This window comes from uncultured Bradyrhizobium sp., from assembly GCF_936943645.1.
In the GTDB taxonomy this organism is placed as follows: domain Bacteria; phylum Pseudomonadota; class Alphaproteobacteria; order Rhizobiales; family Xanthobacteraceae; genus Bradyrhizobium.
The window spans coordinates 1-23,957 of the sequence record NZ_CAKZJO010000024.1; the positions used below are offsets into that span (position 1 = coordinate 1).

At 64.9% G+C, this 23,957-nt stretch carries 20 protein-coding genes; 9 read left to right on the plus strand and 11 right to left on the minus strand.

Going from position 1 to position 23,957, the window contains the following annotated elements; genetic code table 11:
- Positions 1-63: 63 nt before the first annotated feature.
- The 5 genes from Q0743_RS34265 to Q0743_RS03060 all read right to left on the minus strand — a co-directional run bounded on the left by Q0743_RS34265 (position 64) and on the right by Q0743_RS03060 (position 4,407).
- Positions 64-789, minus strand: a complete 726-nt coding sequence (locus Q0743_RS34265) for an N-acetyltransferase (protein ID WP_367184837.1) — start codon at positions 787-789, stop codon at positions 64-66.
- Between the two features lie 20 nt (positions 790-809).
- Positions 810-1,427, minus strand: a complete 618-nt coding sequence (locus Q0743_RS03045; protein WP_298240120.1) for a flavin reductase family protein — start codon at positions 1,425-1,427, stop codon at positions 810-812.
- 113 nt (positions 1,428-1,540) lie between these two features.
- Complete coding sequence (locus tag Q0743_RS03050; protein WP_097665525.1) at positions 1,541-2,818, minus strand: acyl-CoA dehydrogenase family protein; 1,278 nt, start codon at positions 2,816-2,818, stop codon at positions 1,541-1,543.
- A gap of 321 nt (positions 2,819-3,139) precedes the next feature.
- Positions 3,140-3,520 carry a VOC family protein gene (locus Q0743_RS03055; RefSeq protein WP_298240121.1) on the minus strand — a complete coding sequence of 127 codons (381 nt, stop codon included), beginning with the start codon at positions 3,518-3,520 and terminating at the stop codon, positions 3,140-3,142.
- 107 nt (positions 3,521-3,627) lie between these two features.
- Positions 3,628-4,407 (minus strand): SDR family NAD(P)-dependent oxidoreductase, encoded by a 780-nt coding sequence (locus tag Q0743_RS03060; RefSeq protein ID WP_298240122.1) that lies wholly within the window; start codon positions 4,405-4,407, stop codon positions 3,628-3,630.
- 167 nt (positions 4,408-4,574) lie between these two features.
- Here Q0743_RS03060 and Q0743_RS03065 point away from each other — a divergent pair, with 167 nt between their 5' ends.
- The 3 genes from Q0743_RS03065 to Q0743_RS03075 are packed head-to-tail and all read left to right on the plus strand — an operon-like array spanning position 4,575 to position 6,727.
- Complete coding sequence (locus tag Q0743_RS03065; protein WP_298240123.1) at positions 4,575-5,363, plus strand: enoyl-CoA hydratase/isomerase; 789 nt, start codon at positions 4,575-4,577, stop codon at positions 5,361-5,363.
- Positions 5,360-6,346, plus strand: a complete 987-nt coding sequence (locus Q0743_RS03070; protein WP_298240124.1) for a phosphotransferase family protein — start codon at positions 5,360-5,362, stop codon at positions 6,344-6,346. The genes Q0743_RS03065 and Q0743_RS03070 overlap by 4 nt, the downstream gene beginning before the upstream one ends.
- Positions 6,347-6,349: 3 nt before the next feature.
- Positions 6,350-6,727 (plus strand): DUF6285 domain-containing protein, encoded by a 378-nt coding sequence (locus Q0743_RS03075; RefSeq protein ID WP_298240125.1) that lies wholly within the window; start codon positions 6,350-6,352, stop codon positions 6,725-6,727.
- A gap of 211 nt (positions 6,728-6,938) precedes the next feature.
- Here Q0743_RS03075 and Q0743_RS03080 read toward each other — a convergent pair whose 3' ends face one another.
- The gene (locus Q0743_RS03080; RefSeq protein ID WP_298240126.1) at positions 6,939-7,718 is read right to left on the minus strand and encodes an enoyl-CoA hydratase-related protein; all 780 of its coding nucleotides are present in this window, start codon (positions 7,716-7,718) and stop codon (positions 6,939-6,941) included.
- Between the two features lie 214 nt (positions 7,719-7,932).
- Here Q0743_RS03080 and Q0743_RS03085 point away from each other — a divergent pair, with 214 nt between their 5' ends.
- Positions 7,933-9,207: an acyl-CoA dehydrogenase family protein gene (locus Q0743_RS03085; RefSeq protein ID WP_298240127.1), complete on the plus strand. Its 1,275-nt coding sequence runs from the start codon at positions 7,933-7,935 to the stop codon at positions 9,205-9,207.
- Between the two features lie 118 nt (positions 9,208-9,325).
- Here Q0743_RS03085 and Q0743_RS03090 read toward each other — a convergent pair whose 3' ends face one another.
- Positions 9,326-10,903, minus strand: a complete 1,578-nt coding sequence (locus Q0743_RS03090) for a fatty acid--CoA ligase (protein ID WP_298240128.1) — start codon at positions 10,901-10,903, stop codon at positions 9,326-9,328.
- 289 nt (positions 10,904-11,192) lie between these two features.
- The gene (locus tag Q0743_RS03095) at positions 11,193-12,065 is read right to left on the minus strand and encodes an SDR family oxidoreductase (protein WP_298240129.1); all 873 of its coding nucleotides are present in this window, start codon (positions 12,063-12,065) and stop codon (positions 11,193-11,195) included.
- A 116-nt stretch (positions 12,066-12,181) separates the two neighbouring features.
- Here Q0743_RS03095 and Q0743_RS03100 point away from each other — a divergent pair, with 116 nt between their 5' ends.
- The 4 genes from Q0743_RS03100 to Q0743_RS03115 all read left to right on the plus strand — a co-directional run bounded on the left by Q0743_RS03100 (position 12,182) and on the right by Q0743_RS03115 (position 16,317).
- Positions 12,182-12,991, plus strand: coding sequence for a crotonase/enoyl-CoA hydratase family protein (locus Q0743_RS03100; RefSeq protein ID WP_298240130.1), 810 nt, complete (start codon positions 12,182-12,184; stop codon positions 12,989-12,991).
- Positions 12,992-13,152: 161 nt separating this feature from the next.
- A complete protein-coding gene (locus Q0743_RS03105) occupies positions 13,153-14,697 on the plus strand; it encodes an acyl-CoA synthetase (protein ID WP_298240131.1) in 1,545 nt (514 codons plus the stop codon).
- 121 nt (positions 14,698-14,818) lie between these two features.
- Positions 14,819-15,613, plus strand: coding sequence for an enoyl-CoA hydratase-related protein (locus Q0743_RS03110; protein WP_298240132.1), 795 nt, complete (start codon positions 14,819-14,821; stop codon positions 15,611-15,613).
- Positions 15,614-15,912: 299 nt separating this feature from the next.
- Positions 15,913-16,317 (plus strand): YccF domain-containing protein, encoded by a 405-nt coding sequence (locus tag Q0743_RS03115; protein ID WP_298240133.1) that lies wholly within the window; start codon positions 15,913-15,915, stop codon positions 16,315-16,317.
- Positions 16,318-16,332: 15 nt separating this feature from the next.
- Here the strand turns inward: Q0743_RS03115 and Q0743_RS03120 are convergent, their stop codons facing one another.
- Both Q0743_RS03120 and Q0743_RS03125 read right to left on the minus strand, forming a co-directional pair.
- Complete coding sequence (locus Q0743_RS03120; RefSeq protein WP_298240134.1) at positions 16,333-17,529, minus strand: MFS transporter; 1,197 nt, start codon at positions 17,527-17,529, stop codon at positions 16,333-16,335.
- Positions 17,530-17,743: 214 nt separating this feature from the next.
- Complete coding sequence (locus Q0743_RS03125) at positions 17,744-18,661, minus strand: NADP-dependent oxidoreductase (RefSeq protein WP_298240135.1); 918 nt, start codon at positions 18,659-18,661, stop codon at positions 17,744-17,746.
- 1,262 nt (positions 18,662-19,923) lie between these two features.
- On the opposite strand from Q0743_RS03125, the gene ppc reads away from it, so the two are divergent.
- Positions 19,924-22,734 (plus strand): phosphoenolpyruvate carboxylase, encoded by a 2,811-nt coding sequence (gene ppc, locus Q0743_RS03130; protein ID WP_298240136.1) that lies wholly within the window; start codon positions 19,924-19,926, stop codon positions 22,732-22,734.
- 68 nt (positions 22,735-22,802) lie between these two features.
- On the opposite strand, the gene Q0743_RS03135 is transcribed toward ppc, so the two are convergent.
- Positions 22,803-23,915, minus strand: coding sequence for an SMP-30/gluconolactonase/LRE family protein (locus Q0743_RS03135; RefSeq protein WP_298240137.1), 1,113 nt, complete (start codon positions 23,913-23,915; stop codon positions 22,803-22,805).
- Positions 23,916-23,957: the final 42 nt, after the last annotated feature.

Below are 23,957 nucleotides of genomic sequence, written 5' to 3' on the forward strand. Positions count from 1 at the left end.
GCAGCTTCACGCACGCGAAGAAACCCATGACGCAGTACGACTAATCCGCCCTACGATCTACCATCAATCCGGCAGCATCTCGCCGGAGCCGCCGAGCTCGGCGGGCAGGTCGGCATATTTCGGCAGGCCATCCCTGACCGAGACCATCTTGCTTACATAGTTCGCGTGCAAGGTCGGCTGGTGCTGATACCCCTTCAGCACATTGGCGTAGACGTCGATCAGGCGCATGCGCGGATGCTCGGTCATGACGTGGCCGCCGCAGCGCTTGCAGAACTTCCGATAGGAATGCTCGGTCTTGTTGAACGTCCCGAGCTCTGCTTCACCTTTGGTGATGCGCACGCTGTCCGACTTCCAGAGGCTGAAAGCATTGATCGGCGCAGCCGACCACGCCTGGCAGTCGGCGCAATGGCAATAGCCCGAAAACATCGCCTTGCCTGTGACCTCGACCTCGACGGCGCCGCAGAAGCAGCCGGCGCGATAGCTTACTTGCGGCTCGGCATGCGCATCGCCGTCATCCGCCAGGAGGTCGTTGTAGGCGGGATCCTTGCGCATGAAATTGCGGATGAAGTCGCACTCGACGGAAAGCGTGCGGCCCTGCGCCCGCACTGCATCCAGCGTGGCGCGGCCGAGCCTGGAGCCGATGCCGCGGCCACCGAGTTCCGGCGGCACCTCGGTATGCACCAGCGTGATCGCGCCGTCGGTCTTGCGGTAGGTGACGAAGGCGATCGGCCCGTCGACATCGAGCTCGAACCGCTCACGTTCTTCGTTGTCGCGAAAGGCTTCCGGCATCATCTCGCTCCCGGGTTCGGCTATTTGGTCTTGGCGCCTTCCGCCGCCGGAAACACCACGCGGTCGTCGGTGCGGCAGTAGCGGTCGGCGAACATGCGGCCGATCGGGTGATAGCGATCCATGTGCACGCGCATCGCCTCGTCGTCCCACAGCTCGTCGCGGATGTGGAAGTGGAGGCCTTCGCCCATGATCAGCTTGCGGTCGTCGTTGACGTCGATCAGCTTCCAGAGCTTGCACTCCATCGCCCAGGGCGTGTCGGCAAGCCGCGGCACGGCAACCTTCGTCGAGGGCGCGAGCTTCAGGCCTAGATAATCGGGCTCGCCGATTTCAGGGGGAAAGTCGCCGCTGCTCTCGTGCATCGCCCGCGCCAGCGGCTCGTCGGTGAGGTTGACCACGAACTCGCCGGTGCGCTGGATGTTGAGGAAGGTATCCTTGTCCTGCCCGTCAGGCTTGCGGTTCGCTGCGAACATGCACAGCGGCGGATCCTCGCAGAAGGCGTTGAAGAAGCTGAAAGGTGCGGCGTTGACCACACCCGTCGGCCCGATCGAGGTCACCCAGGCGATCGGCCGCGGCAGGATGAAGGACGTCAGCACCTTGTAGCGCTCGCGTGGCGTCAGCTCGCTGGCGGCGTAGTCCATGGTGGCTCCGTGGCAAGTCGTTATTGCCGGGCTTGACCCGGCAATCCATCAATCCCGAAGAATTGTTCTCTTCGACGGATGCGCGGGTCAAGCCCGCGCATGACGAGGAGGGCTCACGCCATGCTCAGCTCATGCCGGCCGACCACCATCCAGTGCACCTCGTCCGGACCATCGGCAAAGCGCAAATGGCGCACGTCCTGGTACATCTCGGCGAGCGGGGTCCAGTGCGAGATGCCGGTGGCGCCGTGCATCTGGATCGCCTGGTCGATGATCTTGCAGGCGCGCTCCGGCACCATGGCCTTGACCATGGAGACCCAGACGCGGGCTTCCTTGTTGCCGAGCACGTCCATCGCTTTCGCGGCCTTCAGCACCATCAGCCGCATCGCCTCGATTTCGCAGCGGGCCTGCGCGATGATCTGCATGTTGCCGCCGAGATGGGCGATCTTCTTGCCGAACGCTTCGCGGGTAAGGCCACGCTGCACCATCAGGTCGAGCGCCTTCTCGGCCTTGCCGATGGTGCGCATGCAATGGTGGATACGGCCCGGTCCGAGGCGAAGCTGCGAGATCTCGAAGCCGCGGCCTTCGCCGAGCAGCATGTTTTCCTTCGGGACTCGCACGTTGTTGAAGCGCATGTGCATGTGGCCGCGCGGAGCGTGGTCCTGGCCGAACACATACATCGGGCCGAGCACCTCGACGCCGGGCGTGTCGCGCGGCACCAGGATCTGCGACTGCTGCTTGCTCGGCGCCGCGTCCGGATTGGTCTTCACCATCACGATGAGGATCTTGCAGCGGGGATCGCCTACGCCCGAGATGTAATATTTCTCACCGTTGATGACCCATTCGTCGCCGACGAGCTTGGCGGTGGTCGAGATGTTCTTGGCGTCGGAGGAGGCGACGTTCGGCTCGGTCATGACATAGGCCGAGCGGATCTCGCCGTTCAGCAGCGGCTTCAGCCACTTCTCTTTCTGCTCCTTGGTGCCGACGCGCTCCAGCACCTCCATGTTGCCGGTGTCGGGCGCCGAGCAGTTCATGGTCTCGGATGCCAGCGGGCTCTTGCCGAGCTCGGAGGCGATATAGGCGTAGTCGAGGTTCTTCAGGCCCTGGCCGGTCTCGTCATCGGGCAGGAAGAAGTTCCAGAGGCCTTCCTGCTTGGCCTTGTTCTTGGCCTTCTCCAGCACCTCGAGCTGCTTCGGCGTGAAGCTCCAGCGATCTTCCTTGCCTTCGCCCGCCTTGGCGAACTCGATCGACATCGGCTCGACGGTGTCGCGGATGAACTTCTTGACGTGATCGTAGAGCGGCCGGACCTGGTCCGACATCCTGAGGTCGTTGAGCTCGTCGCCGGGATTGAGGGTGTAGTTGGTGGTGCGGGGAATGTAGGTGTGTTTTGTCATTGTTCCTCCCGGGGACGCTGAGATCGAATTGGCCGGAAGAATAGTCGCAGCGCCGCCAAAGTGCGAGCGCGTATTTTCTCACGCGAGCCATGCCATGCGATGGAATTTCGCGGGGACGTTTGAAATGTTGTTTGAATGGGGGTACGAGAAATCTTTCCAGTGTCGTCCCGGACAAGCGCGCCCCAAGCGCGCGCAGATCCGGGACCCATAGCCACAGGAAGAAGTTTGGCGAAGACTCGGAGTGTCCAGCTCGCCCCATAACCGCTCCCTGTGGTTATGGGTCCCCGCCTTCGCGGGGACGACACCGGTATTGTGGGCAACTCAGTTCGGCAGCCGATGCATCGCGCAGATCTTGTTGCCGTCGAGGTCGCGCAAGTAGGCGAGATAGAGCTTGCCACCCGGACCCTGGCGGATGCCGGGCGGATCCTCGATCGGCTTGCCGCCGGCGGCAAGGCCGGCTGCGTGCCATTGGTCGACCTGCTCGGGCGAGCTGCAGGCAAAGCCGATCGTGCCGCCATTCGCGCACGTTGCCGGCTCGCCGTTGATCGGCTTCGACACCGAGAACACGCCGGTCTTGGTGATGTAGAAAATGCGATGGCCGTCGACCCTGGCCGGTCGCACCTCGAGCGTGCTCAGCAAATTGTCGTAAAACGTCTTGGCCTTGTCGAGATCGTTGGTGCCGATCATGATGTGCGAGAACATTTGCCCATTCCCTCAGTGTTGTAGCCCGGATGGAGCGAAGCGAAATCCGGGTCTTGCTTGCTTTTGGCCGTCCCGGATCGCGGTTCGCTCCATCCGGGCTACGAGAATCAAAACGCCGTATAGCCACCGTCGATCACGAACGTATCCGCGGTGTGATACGACGACGCCTTGCTCATCAGATACACGGCGATGCCGCCGAAATCGCTGGGCTCGCCGAAGCGGCGCATCGGAATGCGCGGCATCACGTTGGCGACGAATTTGTCGTTGGCCATGATGCCCGCGGTCATGTCGCTCTTGATCCAGCCGGGCAGGATCGCGTTGGCGGTGACGCCGTGGCGGGCGAGCTCGACACCGAGCGCGCGCACCAGCGCGTTGATCGCGGCCTTGGTCGCCGCATAATGCTCGTTGCGCGCCGTGCCGAAGATCGAGGCGAGGCTCGAGGTCGCCACCAGCCGGCCGAAGGGATCGCCGGCATTGGCGCGTTCGGTCATGTGCTTGGCCGCGGCCTGAAACGCGTGGAATACGCCGTCGAGATTGGTTGCGAACATCGTGCGCCATTCCTCCTCGGTGCGCTCGATGAAGGACCTGCGGCCGCCGCCGCCGATGCCGGCATTGGCGAAGCAGCCATCGACCCGGCCAAAGGTGTCGAGCGTCGCCTTCATCGCGGCATTGACCGAGGCCGGATCGGTGACGTCGCAGACACGGGTGTCGACCTTGCCTGACAGGCCCGCCATGCTTGCGGCGGCGGCCTTGTTCTTGTCGGCGTTGCGGCCCCAGATCGAGACGTTGCAGCCCTGGCCCGCGAGCGCCTGCGCGATGCCGAGGCCGATGCCGCCATTGCCGCCGGTGATCACGGCGACGCGGCCGGAGAGGTCGAAAATCGTCATGGCGCGTTTCCTGTTTTTTGGTCTGCAGCCCATCAGCCGCTGCGCGCAAGATTGCTTGCTATGCTCTGATCACCATGGACAAGACCGCGCCAAAAATCAAATATGCGCCCCGACAAAGCGAATTCCGGTCTGCGAAACTGACGCAGGCCGCAACCGACGAGGAAACCATGCAGTTCAAACACGTCACGCTCGATTTCGATGGATCGGTCGCAATCCTCAGGCTCGACCATCAGGAGGTGATGAACGCGGTGTCCGTCGACATGCTGGGCGGCCTTGCCGAGGCGCTCGATGCGATCGAGGAGAAGAAGGACGAGGTGCGCTGCGTCGTGCTGACCGGCGCCGGCCGCGCCTTCTGCACCGGCGCGAATCTGCAGGGGCGCAACAACCAGTCGAAGAAGACCAAGGCCGGCCTGACGCTGGAGACGGGCTTTCACCCGTTCCTGCGCCGCATCCGCAATCTGCATTGCCCCATCGTCACTGCGGTCAACGGCCCGGCTGCCGGCGCCGGCATGAGCTTTGCGCTGCTCGGCGATATGATCCTGTGCGCGCGCTCGTCCTATTTCCTGCAGGCTTTCCGCCGCATCGGCCTCGTGCCGGATTGCGGCTCGACCTGGCTCTTGCCGCGTCTCGTCGGCCGGGCGCGCTCGATCGAATTGTCGCTGATGGGCGAGCGGCTGCCGGCGGAGAAGGCGCTGGAATGGGGCCTCGTCAACCGCGTCCATGACGACGCCGTGCTGATGGAGGAGGCGATGAAGCTCGCGCGCGATCTCGCCAGCGGCCCGACTGTGGCGCTGTCGCTGATCCGCAAGCTCTATTGGGACAGCCCCGAAAACTCCTTCGAGGATCAGCTCAATCTCGAATTCCAGTGCCAGCTCCGTGCCGGCGACACCCAGGACTTCCGCGAAGGCGTCGGCGCGTTCCTGGAGAAGCGGCCCGCGCAGTTCAAAGGCAAATGATCGAGGCCGAGCTTTCCCGCAGCGTACGGCGCTGGTGCAAGGGCGCGACCGGCGCGACCTCTGCGGCCAAACTGTCGGGCGGCGCCAGTCAGGAAACCTGGCGCTTCGACATCACCCATCCCGATGGCGCGATCGGCGCGATCCTGCGGCGCTCGCCGAAGGGCTATGGCGCCGCGCCGACGCGCGCGGCGGGCCTCGCCGCCGAAGCGCAGCTGATGCAGCTCGCCTTCGATGCCGGCGTGCCGTCGCCGCGCGTGCTGCACGTGCTGGTGCCCGAGGACGACCTCGGCACCGGTTTCATCATGCAGCGGATCGAGGGCGAGACCATCGCGCGCAAGATCCTGCGCGACGACGATTATGCGGCGGCAAGGCCGCGTCTGGCGCGGCAGATCGGCGGCATTCTCGCCGGTCTCCATCGCCTGCCCATGGACAAGCTGCCGGAGCTGCGCAGCCGCGGCGCGACCCAGGAGATCGCCGAGTTCGATCGCGACTATCGCAGCCTGAACTGGCCCAAGCCCGTGTTCGAGCTGGCGCTGCGTTGGCTCCGGGATCACGATCCCGGCCCGTCGGCCGAGACGACGCTGGTGCACGGCGATTTCCGCAACGGCAATCTCATCATCGGTGCGGATGGCGTGCGCGCCGTGCTGGACTGGGAGCTCGCCCATCTCGGCGACCCCATGGAGGATCTCGGCTGGGTCTGTGTCAATTCCTGGCGCTTCGGCGAGATCGACAAGCCTGTCGGCGGCTTTGGTTCGCGCGAGGAGCTGTTCGCGGGCTATGAGGCTGCGGGCCGCAAGGTCGACCCTGCGCGCGTGAAATTCTGGGAAGTGATGGGCACGCTGCGCTGGGGCATCATGTGCGGGGGCATGATGCAGCGGTTCCGCGACGGCCCGGATCATTCCATGGAGCGCGCCATGATCGGCCGCCGCGCATCCGAGACCGAGATCGATCTGTTGCGGCTGCTGGCGCCGCGCGGGAGCTGACACATGCAGGACGAGCCGACCCCGATCGAGCTGACCAGATCGGTCGCCGATTTCCTCCGCAACGACATCACCCCGCTGATCTCCGGCCACCAGGCCTTCAAGCTCCGCGTCGCCATCAACATCCTCGACCTCGTGACGCGGCAGATGACGCGCGAGAAGGGAAGCGATGCTGCGGAAGTCGAACGGCTGCGCGCGCTGCTTGGTGTCGATGGCTCGATTACCGACCTCAACCGCGCGCTCGCCGAGCGCATCGCCAAAGGCGAGGTCGATCTCGCGACGCCGGGCCTTGCCGAGCACCTCTGGGCGACCACGATGGACAAGCTCGCGGTCGATCAGCCGAATTACGCGTCGTACAAGCGCGAACAGAGACGAGGCGGGTAGCTCTCTCGCCGTCATTGCGAGCGCAGCGAAGCAATCCAGGCTGCCTCCGCGGAAAAGAGTCTGGATTGCTTCGCTGCGCTCGCAATGACGGCGGTGAGAGCGGCGTCGCTCTCCATCGTCATGCCCGGGCTTGTCCCGGGCATCCACGTTCTTCGTGCCGCCTCAAGACGTGGATGGGACAAGCCCGGCCATGACGCTGAGACAGCGTGCTTTATTTCCCCACCCATTTCGGCGGCCGCTTCTCTGAGAACGCCTTCGGGCCCTCGATGTAATCCTGCGAGGCCGCCATCGCCTTCACGGCCGGATAGTCGCGCTGCTCCGCGATCGCCTGCTCCAGCGAGACGCCGAGGCCCTTTTGGATCGCCTGCTTCGAAGCCCGGATCGACATCGGCGAATTCTTGGTGATCATCTCCGCCCAGCGCAGCGCGCCGGCGAGTGCTTCGCCCTGCGGCACCACCTCGTTGACGAAGCCGAGCTCGAGGCCTTCCTTGGCGCCGACATGGCGTGCGGTGAGGATCATGCCCATGGCGCGCTTCAGCCCGATCTGCCGCGGCAGGCGGTGCAGGCCGCCGGCGAGCGCGGCAAGGCCGACGCGCGGCTCGGGCAGGGCGAAGGTCGCATTCTCCGAGGCGATGATGAGATCGCAGGCGAGCGCGATCTCGAAGCCGCCGCCCATCGCGACGCCGTTGACCGCCGCTATGATCGGCTTGTCGCAATCGAATCGCGCCGTGAGGCCGGCGAAGCCGCCCTTGTCCCAGCCGCGCTTGCCGCCCGCGGCCTGCCACTTCAGGTCGTTTCCGGCGCAGAACGCCTTGTCGCCGGCGCCCGTGACGACGGCGATCCACTGCTCGGGATCAGCGGAGAAATCGTCGAACACCTTCTGCAGCTCGAAATGGGCGTCGGTGTGCAGGGCGTTGTAGACCTCGGGCCGCGACAGCGTCACGATCGTGATCGGTCCCTTGCGTTCCACCTTGGAAAATTTCAGCTCCATCGCGCGCTCCCCGCATTTTCTTCCGAAGGAATATTGGCGGCATACTACCGCGCCACAGTGCCCGGGCACCATCCAATTGCGCAAGGAGCCTTGCGTATCCGTCACGTCTCACCTTGCTTGACTTGGATGCGCTCTTCTCCGCTTAATCGTTGCGAAGCAAAAATGCGCCTAGCGCCTTAACGCAAAACGATAAAATCAATCCGGGAGAGAACCTGTGGACTTCTCATTGCCTGCCGATCTCGTCGCGTATCTCGGAGAGCTGGATCGTTTCATCGAACGCGAGATCAAGCCGCTGGAAGAGGCCGACGACAACATCCGCTTCTTCGATCATCGCCGCGAATGGGCACGCACCGATTTCGAGAATGGCGGCCTGCCGCGTCACGAATGGGAGGCCTTGCTGCGCAAGGCCAAGGATCTCGCGGATGCCGCCGGGCATTTGCGCTTTCCGGTGTCGAAGCAATACGGTGGCAAGGAAGGCTCCAATCTCTGGATGGCCGTGATCCGCGAGCATTTTGCCGCGAAGGGCCTGGGTCTGCACAACGATCTCCAGAACGAGCATTCGATCGTCGGCAATTTTCCCGTGGTCACCATGCTCGACCGCTACGGCCGCGACGACCAGAAGGCGATGATCGACGGCTCGATCAAGGGCAAGTACCGCATCACCTTTGGATTGACTGAGCCGCATCACGGCTCCGACGCCACCCACATGGAGACGCGCGCGGTGCCGGCGACCCGCGACAACGTCAAGGGCTGGATCATCAACGGCGAGAAGATGTGGACCACCGGCATGCATGTCGCCACCCATTGCGCGCTGTTCGCGCGCACCAGCGGCAACGACGGCGATGCCCGCGGCATCACCTGCTTCCTGGTGCCGGCCAAGAGCGATGGCGTCAGGATCGAGGAGTACATGTGGACCTTCAACATGCCGACCGACCATCCGCGCGTCAGCTTCACCGACGTGTTCGTGCCTGAGGATGCGCTGTTCGGCGAGGTCGGCCGCGGCCTGTCGCTGGCGCAGTGCTTCGTGCACCAGAACCGCATCCGCCAGGCGGCGAGCTCGCTCGGCGCTGCCGTCTACTGCATCAACGAGAGCGTGAAATACGCGCGCGAGCGAAAGCCGTTCGGCCGGGCGCTGGCGGAGAACCAGGCGATCCAGTTCCCGCTGGTCGAGCTCGCGACGCAAGCCGAGATGCTGCGCCTTCTGATCCGCAAGACCGCCTGGGAGATGGACCAGCTCACCGAGGAGCAGATCGAACGCACGCTCTCCGACCGCGTCTCGATGTGCAACTACTGGGCAAACCGCCTCTGTTGCGAATCCGCCGACCGCGCCATGCAGGTCCATGGCGGCATGGGCTATTCACGCCACAAGCCGTTCGAGCACATCTACCGCCACCACCGCCGCTACCGCATCACCGAGGGCAGCGAGGAGATCCAGATGCGGAAAGTGGCGGGATTCCTGTTCGGCTATATGGGACCGGGGAAGCACTAGAGGCCTGCACCGCTCGCGTAGGGTGGGCAAAGCGTAAGCGTGCCCACGCATTTTACATGATCGAGAGAAAGCGTGGACACGGCGCCTTGCGGCTTTGCGTACCCTACGGCACCGCGTCCTAGTTCACCCGCCGATCCTTCCCCGCCCAGTGCGGCTCGCGCAACTGCCGCCGCAAGATCTTACCGCTCGGATTCCGCGGCAGCGCCGGCAGGAATTCCACGCTCTTCGGCGTCTTGAAGCCGGCGATGCGCGTCCGGGTGAAGTTGATGATGTCGGTGGCGCTCGCCTCCTTGCCCGGCTTCATCACCACCACCGCCTTCACGGCCTCGCCCCATTTGTCGTCGGGCACGCCGATCACGGCGGCCTCGGCGACGTCAGGGTGATCGCACAGCGCGCTCTCGACCTCGGCAGGGTAGATGTTCTCGCCGCCGGAGATGATCATGTCCTTGATGCGGTCGTGGATGTAGAGATAACCGTCCTCGTCCATGTAGCCCGCATCGCCGGTGCGCAGCCAGCCATCGCCGCGCAGCGTCGAAGCGGTTGCTTCCGGCAGGTTCCAGTAGCCGGCCATGTTGGAGCCCGAGCGTGTCGCGATCTCGCCGACTTCGCGCGGCGGCAGCGGCTTGCCGTCCGCGTCCAAAATCGCGATCTCGACGCCCGGCAGCGCCTTGCCGGCGGAACGCATCCGCTCCAGGCCCTCGACGTGGTCCTCCGGCGGCAGCGCGACGATCGTGCCCGTCGTCTCGGTCATGCCGTACATCTGCACGAAGCCGCATTTGAAGACCTCGATGCATTCCTTCAGCAGCGCCGCCGGGATCGGCGAGGCCCCGTAGAGCATGTATTTCAATCGCGAGAAATCCACGGTCTTCGCGCGCGGCTGCCGCACCACGAACTGCATCGCCGCCGGCACCATGAACAGCTTCGTGATGCCCGACTGCTCGAAGAAATCCAGCACCCTGGTCGGATCGAACTCGCGCGCGATCACGCCGCGGGCGCCGTGATAGAGGCCCATCACGCCCCAGCCGGAGCCGCCGATGTGGAAGATCGGCATCGCGACCAGCGAGACGTCGTCGGTCGACCACCGGTTCCATTCCGGCTTGTCCTCGGCATTGCCGGTTTGAACGAGGTTGAGGAAGTTGGCGTGGCTCAGCATCGCGCCCTTCGGCTTGCCGGTGGTGCCCGAGGTGTAGAGCTGGATCGCGATGTCCTTCGTGTCGATCGGCAGCTTCGGATCATCGCCGCTCTGCGCATCGCGCCAGGCCGTAAAATCCTGCCATTCCGGCGCGCCGCCCTCGGTGGTAATGATGGTGCGCACGCCCGGCAGCTGGTCCTTGATCTGCCGCACCTGGGTGATGAACTCCGGCCCGACGAACAGCACCGGCGCCTTGCAGTCGGCAACGATGAAGGCGACCTCGGGTCCCGCGAGCCGCCAGTTCACCGGCGCCATGACGATTCCGGCCTTCATCGCACCCATCAGCAATTCGAAATAGAGATCGCTGTTCTTGCCGAGATAGGCGATGCGGTCGCCCTTCTTCACGCCCATCGCGACAAGCGCGTTCGCGACCTTGTTGGTCTTGACGTCGAAGTCGGCAAAGGAGGTCGCGCGTCCCTCGAACTCGTAGGCGATCGCATTGCAGCGGCTCCTGGCGCGCTCGCGCACCATGTCGGCAAGATTAGCCAATGGCTGTGTGGACATGTCTCTCCCTTAGGCGGTGTTGTTTTTATGCCGGAGAGTGTGGCGGCATCCGCGGGGGAAGACAAGATGAAGGGCCCGCTGTCGTCCCGGACAAGCGCGCCTTAAGCGCGCGCAGATCCGGGACCCATACGCCGCAGCAAGGATTTGGCGAAGGCTCGGAGTTGCCTGTCTCGCGCCACATGTCTCCCTGTGGTTATGGGTCCCCGCCCCCGTGCGCAATTGCGCACTAGGCGGGGACGACAGCTGAGAGCGTGGTGAATGCTGCAGTCCCTGACGCCTCCTCGCGACCTCACCCCCGCTTCGCGCGATCCTTCTCGTTCTGCGCCATGATGCTCTCGCGCGCGGTCTTCCAGTCGTCGTCGCTCCAGTCGCGCAACTGGTAGAAATTGCCGCCCATGGCGAGCGCCTGCGCGCCGTCCATTGCGATGGTCTCGCCGTTGATCCAGTCGCAGCCGCCGGAGATCAGGAACGTCGCGAGGTTCTGCAATTCCTCCATGGTGCCGACGCGGCCCATCGGGTTCATCGCCTTGGTGCGCGCGCCGGCCTCGTCGCCGGGCTTGATGCGCTTGCTCATGCCCTCGGTCGGGATCTCGCCGGGCGCGATGGTGTTGAGGCGGATGCCGTAGCGGCCCCATTCGGTGGCGAGCGACATCGTCATGGCATGGATTGCCGACTTGCTCATCGCTGATGGCACCACGTAAGGCGAGCCGTTGCGCACCCAGGTCACGGTGATCGAGACGACGTTGCCGGGTTGCTTCGCCGCGATCCAGCGCTTGCCGACCGCCTGCGTCACGTAGAACGTGCCGTGCATGACGATGTTGGCGACGGCGTCGAAGCCGCGCGGCGACAGCTCCTCGCTACGCGAGATGAAATTGCCGGCGGCGTTGTTGATGAGATCGGTGAGGCCGCCGTCGCGGAAGATGTTCTCGATCATCTCCTCGACCGCGAGCGCGTTGCGGATGTCGACGCCGTGGCTGGTGACGCGGCCGCCATAAAGATCCATCAGCTCGGTCGCGGTCTCGTCGCAGACGATCTTGCGGCGGCCGCAGATGTGAACTTCGGCGCCGAGCTGGAGGAAGCGCGCCGCCATCGACTTGCCGAGACCGGTGCCGCCGCCGGTCACGAGAATGCGCCGCCCAGCCAGAAGATTTTCCTTGAACATGGCTGTTTCTCCCGTAGGGATTGTCAGTTAATTGGTCGATTGACTAAATCCGGCCGCCGTCTTTCTGTAAAGCGGCACCGAACAAGAACAGGCAGGAACCAGGGGAGAATTCGTCCATGGAAGAGCGCGTCTCGATCTCGATCTCGGAAGGCGTCGCCGACGTGCGCCTGGTGCGCGCGGACAAGATGAACGCGCTGGATCAAGCCATGTTCGAGGCTCTCGTCGCCGCAACCGACCGGCTTTCGAAGGAGAAAGGCGTGCGCGCCGTCGTGCTCTCGGGCGAGGGCCGTGCCTTCTGCGCCGGACTCGACATGGGTCGTTTTGCCGCCATGAAGGAGAAGGGCGGCAACGGAATTCCGGGTGGCGAAAATCGCGATCTCACCAAGCGCACGCACGGCCAGGCGAACTTCCCGCAACAGGCGGTATGGGGATGGCGCCAGCTTCCGGTGCCTGTCATCGCAGCCGTGCATGGCGTCGCCTTCGGCGGCGGCTTCCAGCTCTCGCTCGGCGCCGACATGCGCTTTCTCTCGGCGGATGCGCGGATGTCGATCATGGAGATCAAATGGGGCCTCGTGCCTGATATGGCGGGCACGCCGATCCTCGCAAGCCTGGTGCGCGACGACATCCTGCGCGATCTCACCTACACCGGGCGCATCTTCTCGGCGCAGGAGGCGATAACTTACGGCCTCGCCACCCGCATCTGCGACGATCCGCGCGCCGCGGCGCTCGAAGTCGCGCGCGAGATCGCCGGCAAGAGCCCGGATGCGATCCGCGCCGCCAAGCGCCTGCTGAACAATCTCTCGGTCGATCCCGGCCCGGCCCTGCTTGCGGAATCCGTCGAGCAGCAAAAGCTGATCGGCAGCGCCAACCAGACCGAAGCGGTGCGCTCGAACCTGGAGAAGCGCGCGGCGAAGTACGCGGATTAGCAGCTCCCGTCATTCCGGGGCGCCGCGTAAGCGGCGAGCCCGGAATCCATAACCCCGATCCGTGGTTATGGATTCCGGGCCTGCGCCTTCGGCGCATCCCGGAATGACGAGTGAGTTTGTGACTAAGCCCTTCAACCCGACGAAAGATCGGAAAAACAACAATGAGCGAAACGCCTCCATTTCTCGGCATCGTCTCCGGCGACCGCCGCCGCACCCACGCCGAGGTCGCATCCCGCGCCGACCGCATCGCATCGGGCCTTGCCAAACTTGGCGTCCGCCAGGGCGATTGCGTCTGCATGCTGATGCGCAACGACATCGCGTTCATCGAGGCCGCCTACGCCGCGATGCGCCTCGGGGCCTATGGGGTGCCGATCAACTGGCACTTCAAGCCGGAGGAGATCAATTACATCCTCGGCGACACCGGCACGTCCGTGCTGATCGGCCACGCCGACATGCTGCACGCCTTGCGCGATGCGATCCCCGCCGGCGTCACCGTGCTCAGCGTGCCGACTCCGCCGGAGATCCTGTCCAACTACAAGATCGATCCGGGTCACCTGACGACACCGGACTTCGCGATCGATTTCGAACCCTGGCTTGCACAATTCCAGCCCTATGAAGGGCCGGTGGTGCCGCAGCCCATGAACATGATTTACACCTCCGGCACGACCGGCCATCCCAAGGGCGTCCGCCGCAACGCGCCGACGCCGGAGCAGCAGGCCGCCGGCGAGCGCATGCGCGCGATGATCTATGGGCTCAAGCCCGGCGCCCGCGCGATCCTGCCGGGGCCGCTCTATCATTCCGCGCCGAATTCGTTCGGCATCCGTGCCGGCAAGCTCGGCGGCGCCTTGGTGCTGATGCCGCGCTTCGAGGCGGAGGAGTTCCTGGAAGCGATCGAGCGCTACAGGATCGACACCATCTTCATGGTGCCGACCATGTTCATCCGCCTGATGAAGCTGCCGGAGGCGGTGCGCATGAAGTACGACGTCTCCTCGCTGCGCCACGTCATTCATGCCGCAGCGCCGTGTCCGGCCGACGTCAAGCGCGCCATGATCGAATGGTGGGGTCCGGTGATCTATGAGTTCTACGGCTCGACCGAATCCAGCGCGGTGACCTTCGCAACCTCCGAGGACGCGCTAAAGAAGCCCGGCACGGTCGGAAAGGTCTCGCCCGGCGCCGAGCTGCGCTTCATCGGCGACGACGGCCGCGTGCTCGGCGTCGGCGAAATCGGCGAGATCTATTCCCGCATGGCCGAGCTTGCCGATTTCACCTACCACAACAAGCCGGAGAAGCGTGCCGAGATCGACCGCGACGGTTTCATCACCTCGGGCGATGTCGGTTATATCGACGCGGACGGCTACGTCTTCATCTGCGACCGCAAGCGCGACATGGTGATATCGGGCGGTGTCAACATCTATCCGGCCGAGATCGAATCCGTGCTGCACGCCGTACCAGGCGTGCACGATTGCGCGGTGTTCGGCATCCCCGATGTCGAATTCGGCGAGGCCTTGATGGCGGTCGTGGAGCCGCAGGCGGGCGCCACGCTCGATGCCGCCGGCGTTCGCGCCGCGCTGAAAGCGCATCTGGCCGACTACAAGGTGCCCAAGCACATCGAGATCCGCAGCGGTCTGCCGCGCGAAGACTCCGGCAAGATCTTCAAGCGCCGCTTGCGCGATCCCTATTGGGAGCAGGCGGGACGGAATATCTGACGAGGTGCCGTAGGGTGGGCAAAGCGAAACGTGCCCACGAAAACTCCCCTACGGAAACAGATCGTGGGCACGGCGCAAACGCGCCTTTGCCCACCCTACGAGACAACGGATGGGGAAAGAGATGACCGACGCCGCCAACGAAGTCCTCTACACTGTCGCCGACCACATCGCGACCATCACGCTGAACGCGCCGGAGCGCATGAACACGATCTCCGGCCCGATGCTGAACGATCTGGCGCGGCTGCTCACCGAGGCCAACGAGGACAGGAACGTCCGCGTCATCATCCTCACCGGCAAGGGCAGGGCGTTCTGCGCCGGCCTCGACCTGCGCAAGGAGCGCGACGGCAACGGCCTCAGCGCGGCGTCCTCGCCGACCACGATCAATTTGCGCAACACCCCGCCGACGGTGCTGCACGCCATGGACAAGCCGACCATCTGCGCCGTCAACGGTGGCGCGGCCGGCTACGGCATGGACACCGCGCTCGGCTGCGACATCCGCATCATGGCGGAATCCGCAAAACTCGCCGCCGCCTTCGTCAAGCGCGGCGTGGTGCCGGAATCCGGCGGCACCTGGCTGCTGCCGCGCATGCTCGGCTGGGCCAAGGCCTCAGAGCTGATCTTCACCGGCCGCACGCTGAGCGCCCGGGAATGCCTGGAATGGGGCCTCGCCAACGAGGTCGTGCCGGATGCCGAGCTGATGACCCGCGCCACCGCCGTCGCTCGCGAAATCGCCGCCAACGCGCCGCTCGCCGTGCAGGCCTCCAAGCGCATGATGCGGATGGGCCTGAACGAAAACTTCTCCGACCACGTCCATCACGTCTATCTCCAGCTGCTGCCGCTGTTCAAAACCCAGGACATGGCCGAAGGCATGAAGGCCTTCATGGAGAAGCGCGAAGCGAAGTTCGAGGGGCGATAGCGGGTTGTCAGTAGCCCCAGAGCAATCGCATATGGGAGCGATTTCGCCTGCGGCCATCCTTCGAGACGCCCGCCGTCGGCGGGCCCTCAGGATGAGGACCTGATGTGCGGTACCAGTTTCGACTTGCGCCAATGCTGCTTAGCCTCATCCTGAGGAGACCGCGAAGCGGTCGTCTCGAAGGACGAGGCGCGCGCTCCGCTCGCGGATAATGCGATATGCGTCCATCCGGCCCGGCGCCGTCTTAGCAGAGACAGATTCCGCTCCTATATAGTCGGGATCGTCCACCTCCGGATCATCCTATGTCCCCCGTTTCCATGCTGCTCAACATCCTCTGGATCCTCATCGGCGGCGCCTGGATGGCGTTCGGCTGGCTGGTGGCCGCGGTCATCATGGCCGTCACCATCATCGGCCTGCCCTGGGCGCGGGCGGCGTTCAACATCGCCATCTATACGCTGCTGCCGTTCGGCTCACGGGCGGTCAACCGCTACGACGTCACCGGTGTCGAGGATATCGGCACCGGCCCGCTCGGGGTGATCGGCAACATCATCTGGTTCGTGCTGGCCGGCTGGTGGCTGGCACTCGGGCACCTCCTGACCGCACTGGTGCTCGCCGTCACCATCATCGGCATCCCCTTCGCCTGGGCGCACCTCAAGCTCGCGGGCATCGCGCTGTGGCCGATCGGCAAGGTGATCGTGCCGGCATAGTCGGCGCACCCGAGATCAAATCTCCTTCCACCAGCGCCACGTCATCGCCATCGCCAGCAGGCCCAGCGCGCCTGTTACGGCCGTCGCATTGTGGGATCCGATGCGGTCGGCGAGCCAGCCCAGCCAGAAGAAGCCGAGCGGACCGATGCCGATGCAGACGGTGAGGACGCCGAGGATACGCGAGCGCATCTCCGGCGGGGAGGCGAGGTAGACCAGCGTGGCCTGCATCGTTCCAAAGCCGGCGCCGCCGATCCCCGTCACGATCAATGCCGCACCGGCCAGCGCCGGGCTTTGCGACAGCGCGAAAGCCACGACCGTGACCATGTAGCAGAGCACGCCGCCGACGAAGGCCCGGCCGTACCATCTCGGCGTGAGCCACAGCGCCAGCACGAGGGCGCCTGCGAAAGCGCCGATCCCGTCCATGGTCGCGAGCAGGCCGACGCCCTCCGGGCCCAGATGCAGGCGATCGCGCCCGATCACCGGGATCATGCTGGTGAACGGCCATGCAAACACATTGTAGATGATGGTCACGATCAGCACGCCGCGGATACGCTTGTCGCTGCGCGCGAGGGCGAGACCCTCGGCGATGCGCGCCAGCACGGGCCCCGTCTGCACAGCGTGAGCATGGTGCGCGCGGACCGTCAGAACGGTCGCCAGCGCCGCGCCATACATCAGCGTGCTCAAGAACAGGACGCCCTGGAGACCCGCGCCGGCGAGCAGGATTCCGCCAATCACCGGACCGACCATGCGGCTGGCGTTGCTGGCGCCGACGTCGAGCGACATGGCAAGGCTCATCTTGTCGCGGCCGACGGCCTCGCCGATCATCACCCGGCGCACCGGATTGTCGGTGCACCAGCCGCAGCCATTGACGAAGCTGGCGAAGGCGAGATGCCAGATCGCGAGTTGCCCGATCGCGTTCAGCACTGCGAGCACTGCGGAGGTGCCGGCCATCAGAGCCACGACGACGAAGAGCATCCGGCCGCGGTCGAGGCGCTCGGCGAGCGCGCCGAGAAACACGCCGAACAACCCCATCGGAAGCAGACGGAGCATGGTCATCATGGCGACGAGGAACGCGGACTCGGTGCGCTGGTAGACGACAATCCCGACCGCGACGGTTTCCACCCAGCGGACAGTGGCGACGACCAGCCCCACCCACCACAATCGCCAGAAGTCCGGTGCGTCGATGATCCGCCGGAACGGCGATTTGCTCACTGCTTGTTTCCTCGCGGGCGCTGCTTGGCCCTTATCCCTCCCTATCGGAAGCTCGGCGCAAGAAACAAGCTCTTTTCAACAAGCAATTCTGGGAACCACATGTCGGCGCAGCTCATAGGATGGCTAGAGCGCCAGCGAAGTCCAACGCCCTGTTCGTCGATGGCAAGGCATGATGGGTTTCGCGGGGGCTCAACCCATCCTGCGCGCTGTTCCCTCAAGGGCGAATGCGGATGATCGTATTCCCTTTGCGCCGCCCGGTCGGGTTCAGGGCGGCGACCGCGTCGTTGAAGTTCGAGACGTTGCCGATGTTCGTCCGCAGTCGCCCGTCACGTACCCGCTGGACGATCTCACTCAATTGGGCACGATCGGCCTCGACGACAAAGTCGATCGCCAGGCCGTCGGAGGGCCGCGCCTCGGCCGGTCCCACGATGGTGACCAGGGCTCCCCCGGCTCGAATCAGTCCTGCGGACCGCTTCTGGATGTCGCCGCCGATGACGTCGAACACCAGGTCGACCTTGCCGATGTCTTCCAGGGCGTCGTTGTCGAGGTCGACGAATTCCTTTGCGCCGAAGCCGAGCACCGTCTGACGGTCGGCGGCGCGTCCGGAGCCGATGACGTAGGCGCCGGCCTCCCGCGCGAGTTGCGTCACCATCGAACCGACTGCGCCGGCCGCGCCGTGTGCGAGGACGCTCTGCCCCGCCCGGAGACGGCCGTGCTGGAACAGCCCTTGCCATGCGGTGAGGCCCGAGACCGGCAGGCTCGCGCCCACCGTGAAGTCGACGTCACCCGGCAGCGGCGCGAGGTTGCGCGCCTCGATCGCCACATATTCGGCGAGCGTGCCGTCGCGATACCAGTCCGCGAGGCCAAACACCCGCTGTCCCACCGACAACCCCGTCGTGCCATATCCGAGTGCGGTGACCACGCCAGCCAGCTCGTGCCCGGGGATCGACGGGGTTCGGTCACGCTCGAGGCGATCGGTCCAGGTCGAGGGCCACGTCAGCTCGGTCGGGACAAATCCCGACGCATGAATCCGAACAACGACGTCGTTTATCGATGGCTGCGGCTCGGGCCGGTTGGCCAGCTTCATCCCGGCGGTTCCCGCGGCCTGCTCCGTTACAACGATCGCCTTCATGGGATTATCTCCTCGGTCATTGTTCCCTCATGCAACTGTTGCAGGCAGCACGAGCGCGACGGCTATCTTCGCTGTCTGCATGGACCGGGGCTCCCAATGAGACTGATCGGGATGCTTCGGTCGTGGTACTGGCGGGTAGATGCTTCGCGCCTCGTCATGACACCAGTACCAAGATTGCAAAATCTGGCTGTACCAAGCGCATCGAGGCGGAGAGCAGGTTCAGCTCGGAGGACGAGTGGAGCGTCAGCGAAGCCCATGAATCCCGCCGCCTCTGACGAAACACGATGGATTTCGCAAGGGCTCGACCGATCCTGCGCCCCCATCATGTCGAGGCATCCTCCGACAACGCGGGGTGCGGGGCTGCGTCTCAAATATTCTGATCGACCGAATTAAAAATTTCGGCTAAACCGCATTCATCCCGGCCCGCCGAAGGGGCGTTTCGCGATCGTCACGATACGCAGGCCGGGATGCAATGGACGCGGTAGCGCCGGCGCGTGAGGTGATGGCAGGGCGGGCGACCCCCGTGAGCCATTACGATCCGCGGCACGACACGGCGCGGTCACAGCGTTTCGTTTCGGCGTTGGGGGCGAGCACGCGCGAGCTCCCGACTGTCCGGGGCGGGACGTCCGCGGACGGCAAAAGCGTGTGGTCCTGACGCCCGCAGGCTGGCGTCAAGGCTTGCGGTGATGAAGCGGCCCGACCGGGTGCGCGCATCTGAGAGCCGCAAGGCGACGGGGGCAATAGTGCATCGCTCCCCGGGGAGAGCGCGCCATAAGCCGTAACACCATTGCGCAGGGAAGGCCGGGCGTCCGGCATCACCTGTGGTCACCCCGCGTGCGTTCTTCGCGTGCGGACCTTCGGGTGCCAGCCGGCGCCCGGCCTTCCCTGCGCCCTCCGTTCTCGATGAGGGCGAAACGGACAGCAAAGCTCGGGCGGAATACGCCGCGAGATCGCGAAAGTGTGTTTGGCGAAAAGGCTGCTTCTCGCGTGCCCCGGACGCAGCGCAGCGCGCCCCCGGCGATGCGAAGCATCGTCCGGTGCGGCGTGATGCGCTGCAGAGCCGGGGCCCATCTCTCGACTTGCCCTCTGTAGCTCCCGGGTCCCGGCTCTGCGCCGCAACGCTAAGGGGCGTTGCAGCGCGTCAGGGACACAAGCGGCAGCAGTGTGCGCCGCTCCCAAGTTCATCTTGCGCTGCGGTAGAAAAATATCGCACACTCGTTCGCGCCGGGGAGCCACTGGGAGCTCTGCAAGAGGAGCGAGCCATGTCCCTCCAGACCGTATCATCCGACAGCACCGAGTCCCGCGCCAACCGGCCCGAGGACGTCCAGGTCACGGAAGCGGAAGCGCGGCTGCGCGACGACATCCGTCTGCTCGGGCGCATCCTCGGCGACACCGTGCGGGACCAGGAGGGCGCCGACGTGTTCGACCTGGTCGAGCGCATCCGCCAGACATCGATCCGGTTCCACCGCGACGAGGACCGGCTCGCCCGCCGCGAGCTCGAGCAGATCCTCGACAGCATGTCGACCTCCGAGACGGTGCGGATCGTCCGCGCCTTTTCCTATTTCTCCCACCTCGCCAATATCGCCGAGGACCAGAACAACATCCGCCAGATGCGCGCCCGCAGCGCCGCCAAGGAGACTGCAGCGCGCGGCGGCTCCGGCGTGCTGGCGGAAACGCTCGCCCACGCCAAGGCGGCAGGCATCGGCCCCGATCAGCTCCGCAGCTTCTTCAAGTCCGCGCTGGTCAGCCCGGTCCTGACCGCGCACCCGACCGAGGTGCGCCGCAAGAGCACCATGGATCGCGAGATGGAGGTCGCGGGCCTGCTCGACCGCCGCGAGCGTATGGTGCTGACGACGGAGGAGCTTGACGCCAGCGACGAGCAGCTTCGCCGCGAGGTGCTGACGCTGTGGCAGACCAATCTACTCCGCCGCACCAAGCTCACCGTGCTGGATGAGGTCGGCAACGGCCTGTCATTCTACGATTACACCTTCCTGCGCGAGGTGCCGCGGCTGGTCAACGCGCTGGAGGACAGGCTGGAGGAGGGTGGCGAAGCGGCAGCCTCCGAGCTCGCCTCGTTCCTGCGCATGGGCAGCTGGATCGGCGGCGACCGCGACGGCAATCCGTTCGTCACCGCCGACGTCATGCGCGGCACGCTACGGCTGCAGTCGAGCCGCGTCATGCAGTTCTATCTCAACGAGCTGCACGTGCTCGGCTCGGAATTGTCGATCGCGGCGCATCTGGCCGACGTCTCCGAAGAGCTGCGTAACCTTGCCGAACGTTCGCCGGATACCTCGCCGCACCGGAGCGGCGAGCCCTATCGTCTGGCGGTGTCCGGCATCTATGCGCGCCTGACCGCAACGGCCGAAAAGCTCAAGGTCGAGATCACGCGCCGGCCGGTCGGCAGGGGCGCGCCCTACGGGAGCGTGAAGGAGCTGCAGGCCGATCTCGACGTGCTGCACCGCTCGCTGATCTCCAACAATGCCCGCGTCATCGCCCGCGGCCGGCTGCGGCTGCTCAGGCGCGCGGTGGACTGCTTCGGCTTTCACCTCGCCCGGCTCGACATCCGGCAGAACTCGGCGGTGCACGAGCGCACCATCGCCGAGCTGATGGATGCGGCCAACCCCGGCATGTCCTATCTCGCGCTCGGCGAAGAGGCGCGCATTTCGCTGCTGACGAACGAGCTGCGCTCGACGCGCGCGCTGGTCTCGCCCTTCGTCAAGTACAGCGACGAGACCATGGGCGAGCTCAACGTGTTCCATGCGGCCGCAGAGGCGCATGCGATGTTCGGCTCGGACGCCATTCCCCAATGCATCATCTCGATGTGCAAGGGCATGTCCGACATGCTCGAGGTCGCGGTGCTCCTGAAGGAGGTCGGCCTCGTCCATCCCTCCGGGCGCAGCGCCATCAACATCGTGCCGCTGTTCGAGACCATCGAGGATTTGCAGGCCTCAAGCGGCATCATGGACCGCATGCTGTCGCTGCACGATTACCGCCGTCTGGTCGACAGCCGCGGCAGCGTGCAGGAGGTCATGCTCGGCTATTCCGACAGCAACAAGGATGGCGGCTTCGTCACCTCGGGCTGGGAGCTCTACAAGGCCGAGATCAATCTCGTCGAAGTGTTCGAGCGTCATCATGTGCGCTTGCGCCTGTTCCACGGCCGCGGCGGCTCTGTGGGGCGCGGCGGCGGGCCGAGCTATGATGCCATCATCGCGCAGCCCGGCGGCGCGGTGAACGGCCAGATCCGCATTACCGAGCAGGGCGAGATCATCTCGTCGAAATATTCCAATGCCGAGGTCGGCCGCAACAATCTGGAGATCCTCGCCGCCGCGACGCTGGAAGCGAGCCTGCTCAATCCGCGCCAGAGCGCGCCGCGCCGCGAATATCTGACTGCGATGGACGAACTGTCGAACCTCGCGTTCAAGGCCTATCGCGGCCTCGTCTACGAGACCGAGGGGTTCGTCGACTATTTCTGGTCGTCGACCGTCATCAACGAGATCGCGACGCTGAACATCGGCAGCCGTCCGGCCTCGCGCAAGAAGACCCGCGCGATCGAGGATCTGCGCGCGATCCCCTGGGTGTTCTCCTGGGCCCAGTGCCGCCTGATGCTGCCGGGCTGGTACGGCTTTGGCAGCGCCGTCGAGCAGTGGATATCAGAGCATCCCGACAAAGGCATGCCGTTCCTGAAGGAGCTCTACAGGGAATGGCCGTTCTTCCGCATGCTGTTGTCGAACATGGACATGGTGCTGGCGAAAAGCTCGATCGCGATCGCCTCGCGCTATGCCGAGCTCGTCCCGGACGAGGCCTTGCGCGAAAAGATCTTCGGCCGCATCCGCCGCGAATGGCATGCCTCGATCGAGACGCTCTTGGACATCATGGGCCAGGACCGGCTGCTGCAGGGCAACCCGCTGCTGGAGCGCTCGGTCCGCCACCGCTTTCCCTATCTCGATCCGCTCAACCACGTACAGGTCGAGCTCCTGAAGGAGCATCGCGCGCAGAACCCCGACGAGCAGGTGCTGCGCGGGATTCAGCTGACCATCAACGGGATTTCGGCGGGGTTGAGGAATACGGGGTAGCAGCGAATGGCGAATAGGGAGTAGCGAATGGAGTCCATTTGCCATTCGCCACTCACCATTCGCCCCACTCAACAGAAGTGCGCCCCTTGCGTCTCCACATAGACGGCATAGAGCGATTGGCTCGCAGTCATGAACAGGCGATTGCGCTTCTTGCCGCCAAAGCAGACATTGGCGCAGGTCTCCGGCAACAGGATCTGTCCGATCCGCGCGCCGTCGGTTGGTGCGAACACCTGCACGCCGTCATAGCCGGGACCGACCCAGCCGGCGCCGACCCAGATGTTGCCCTCGGTGTCGACCCGCAAGCCGTCGGGGAAGCCCGACTTGCCGTCGAGCGTCATGTCGATCAGCTTCTTCGGATTGGACAGCTTGGCTCCGTCGATGTCGTAGGCCCACACCACGTTCTTGGCATCAGGGTAATGCGTGATGCCGGTGTCGCAGACATAGAGCTTCTTGTAGTCGTGGGAGAACGCGATGCCGTTCGGCTTGAACGGCTCGTCGGCGACCTTGGCGAGCTGGCCGGACTGGGTGTCGAGACGATAGACCGCCTCTTTCTGGTGCGGCTGCAGCGACCCGGTATTGGCGAGCTTGCCTTCGTAGATGCTGATCGCGCCATAGCCGGGATCGGTGAACCAGATCGACTTGTCGTTGGGATGCACGACCATGTCGTTCGGTCCGTTCAGCGGCTTGCCATTGGCTTGTTCGGCCAGCGTCGTCAGCGAGCCGTCGTGCTCATAGCGGACGAGGCGGGTGCGCTCGGCGCTGAGCTGGCGGCCCTCGGTGTCGAACGAGTTGCCGTTGGCCTCGTTCGACGGCTTGTGGAACTGCTCGGAGATGTGGCCGTCGTCGTCGAGATAGCGCAGCTGCCGGTTGGCGGGGATGTCGCTCCAGACGAGATATTGTCCTTGCGCATTCCACGCCGGCCCCTCCGCCCACAGGCAGCCGGTATAGAGCCGCTTGATCGCGGTGTTGCCGACCTTGGCCTTGAAGCGCTTGGGATCGATCGGGATGATGTCGGGGTCGGGATAGCGCTGCGGCTCGGCGTTGGCGCCGAAGTCGCGAGCGTCCGCATTGGACGCGAGCAGTGTCGATGCGGCGAGTGTCGCTGCGCCCTGCAGCAAGGTGCGGCGGGCGAGGCCGCCGCTTGCAGTCGTGTCGTCGGAGTTGGTCAGTATTCTTGTCATGGTTTCCTCCCAAAGTGTGTTGGGAGGCGCACCATTCGCCCG

What these genes read in the sequence shown, in the direction of transcription:
- ppc (WP_298240136.1), top strand. Translation starts at nt 19,924, where the DNA reads ATGTCCCTCCAGACCGTATCATCCGACAGCACCGAGTCCCGCGCCAAC.
- Q0743_RS03065 (WP_298240123.1), top strand. Translation starts at nt 4,575, where the DNA reads ATGCAGTTCAAACACGTCACGCTCGATTTCGATGGATCGGTCGCAATC.
- Q0743_RS34265 (WP_367184837.1), bottom strand. Translation starts at nt 789, where the DNA reads ATGCCGGAAGCCTTTCGCGACAACGAAGAACGTGAGCGGTTCGAGCTC.
- Q0743_RS03110 (WP_298240132.1), top strand. Translation starts at nt 14,819, where the DNA reads ATGACCGACGCCGCCAACGAAGTCCTCTACACTGTCGCCGACCACATC.
- Q0743_RS03125 (WP_298240135.1), bottom strand. Translation starts at nt 18,661, where the DNA reads ATGAAGGCGATCGTTGTAACGGAGCAGGCCGCGGGAACCGCCGGGATG.
- Q0743_RS03050 (WP_097665525.1), bottom strand. Translation starts at nt 2,818, where the DNA reads ATGACAAAACACACCTACATTCCCCGCACCACCAACTACACCCTCAAT.
- Q0743_RS03045 (WP_298240120.1), bottom strand. Translation starts at nt 1,427, where the DNA reads ATGGACTACGCCGCCAGCGAGCTGACGCCACGCGAGCGCTACAAGGTG.
- Q0743_RS03060 (WP_298240122.1), bottom strand. Translation starts at nt 4,407, where the DNA reads ATGACGATTTTCGACCTCTCCGGCCGCGTCGCCGTGATCACCGGCGGC.
- Q0743_RS03075 (WP_298240125.1), top strand. Translation starts at nt 6,350, where the DNA reads ATGCAGGACGAGCCGACCCCGATCGAGCTGACCAGATCGGTCGCCGAT.
- Q0743_RS03095 (WP_298240129.1), bottom strand. Translation starts at nt 12,065, where the DNA reads ATGTTCAAGGAAAATCTTCTGGCTGGGCGGCGCATTCTCGTGACCGGC.
- Q0743_RS03105 (WP_298240131.1), top strand. Translation starts at nt 13,153, where the DNA reads ATGAGCGAAACGCCTCCATTTCTCGGCATCGTCTCCGGCGACCGCCGC.
- Q0743_RS03100 (WP_298240130.1), top strand. Translation starts at nt 12,182, where the DNA reads ATGGAAGAGCGCGTCTCGATCTCGATCTCGGAAGGCGTCGCCGACGTG.
- Q0743_RS03090 (WP_298240128.1), bottom strand. Translation starts at nt 10,903, where the DNA reads ATGTCCACACAGCCATTGGCTAATCTTGCCGACATGGTGCGCGAGCGC.
- Q0743_RS03080 (WP_298240126.1), bottom strand. Translation starts at nt 7,718, where the DNA reads ATGGAGCTGAAATTTTCCAAGGTGGAACGCAAGGGACCGATCACGATC.
- Q0743_RS03115 (WP_298240133.1), top strand. Translation starts at nt 15,913, where the DNA reads ATGTCCCCCGTTTCCATGCTGCTCAACATCCTCTGGATCCTCATCGGC.
- Q0743_RS03070 (WP_298240124.1), top strand. Translation starts at nt 5,360, where the DNA reads ATGATCGAGGCCGAGCTTTCCCGCAGCGTACGGCGCTGGTGCAAGGGC.
- Q0743_RS03135 (WP_298240137.1), bottom strand. Translation starts at nt 23,915, where the DNA reads ATGACAAGAATACTGACCAACTCCGACGACACGACTGCAAGCGGCGGC.
- Q0743_RS03055 (WP_298240121.1), bottom strand. Translation starts at nt 3,520, where the DNA reads ATGTTCTCGCACATCATGATCGGCACCAACGATCTCGACAAGGCCAAG.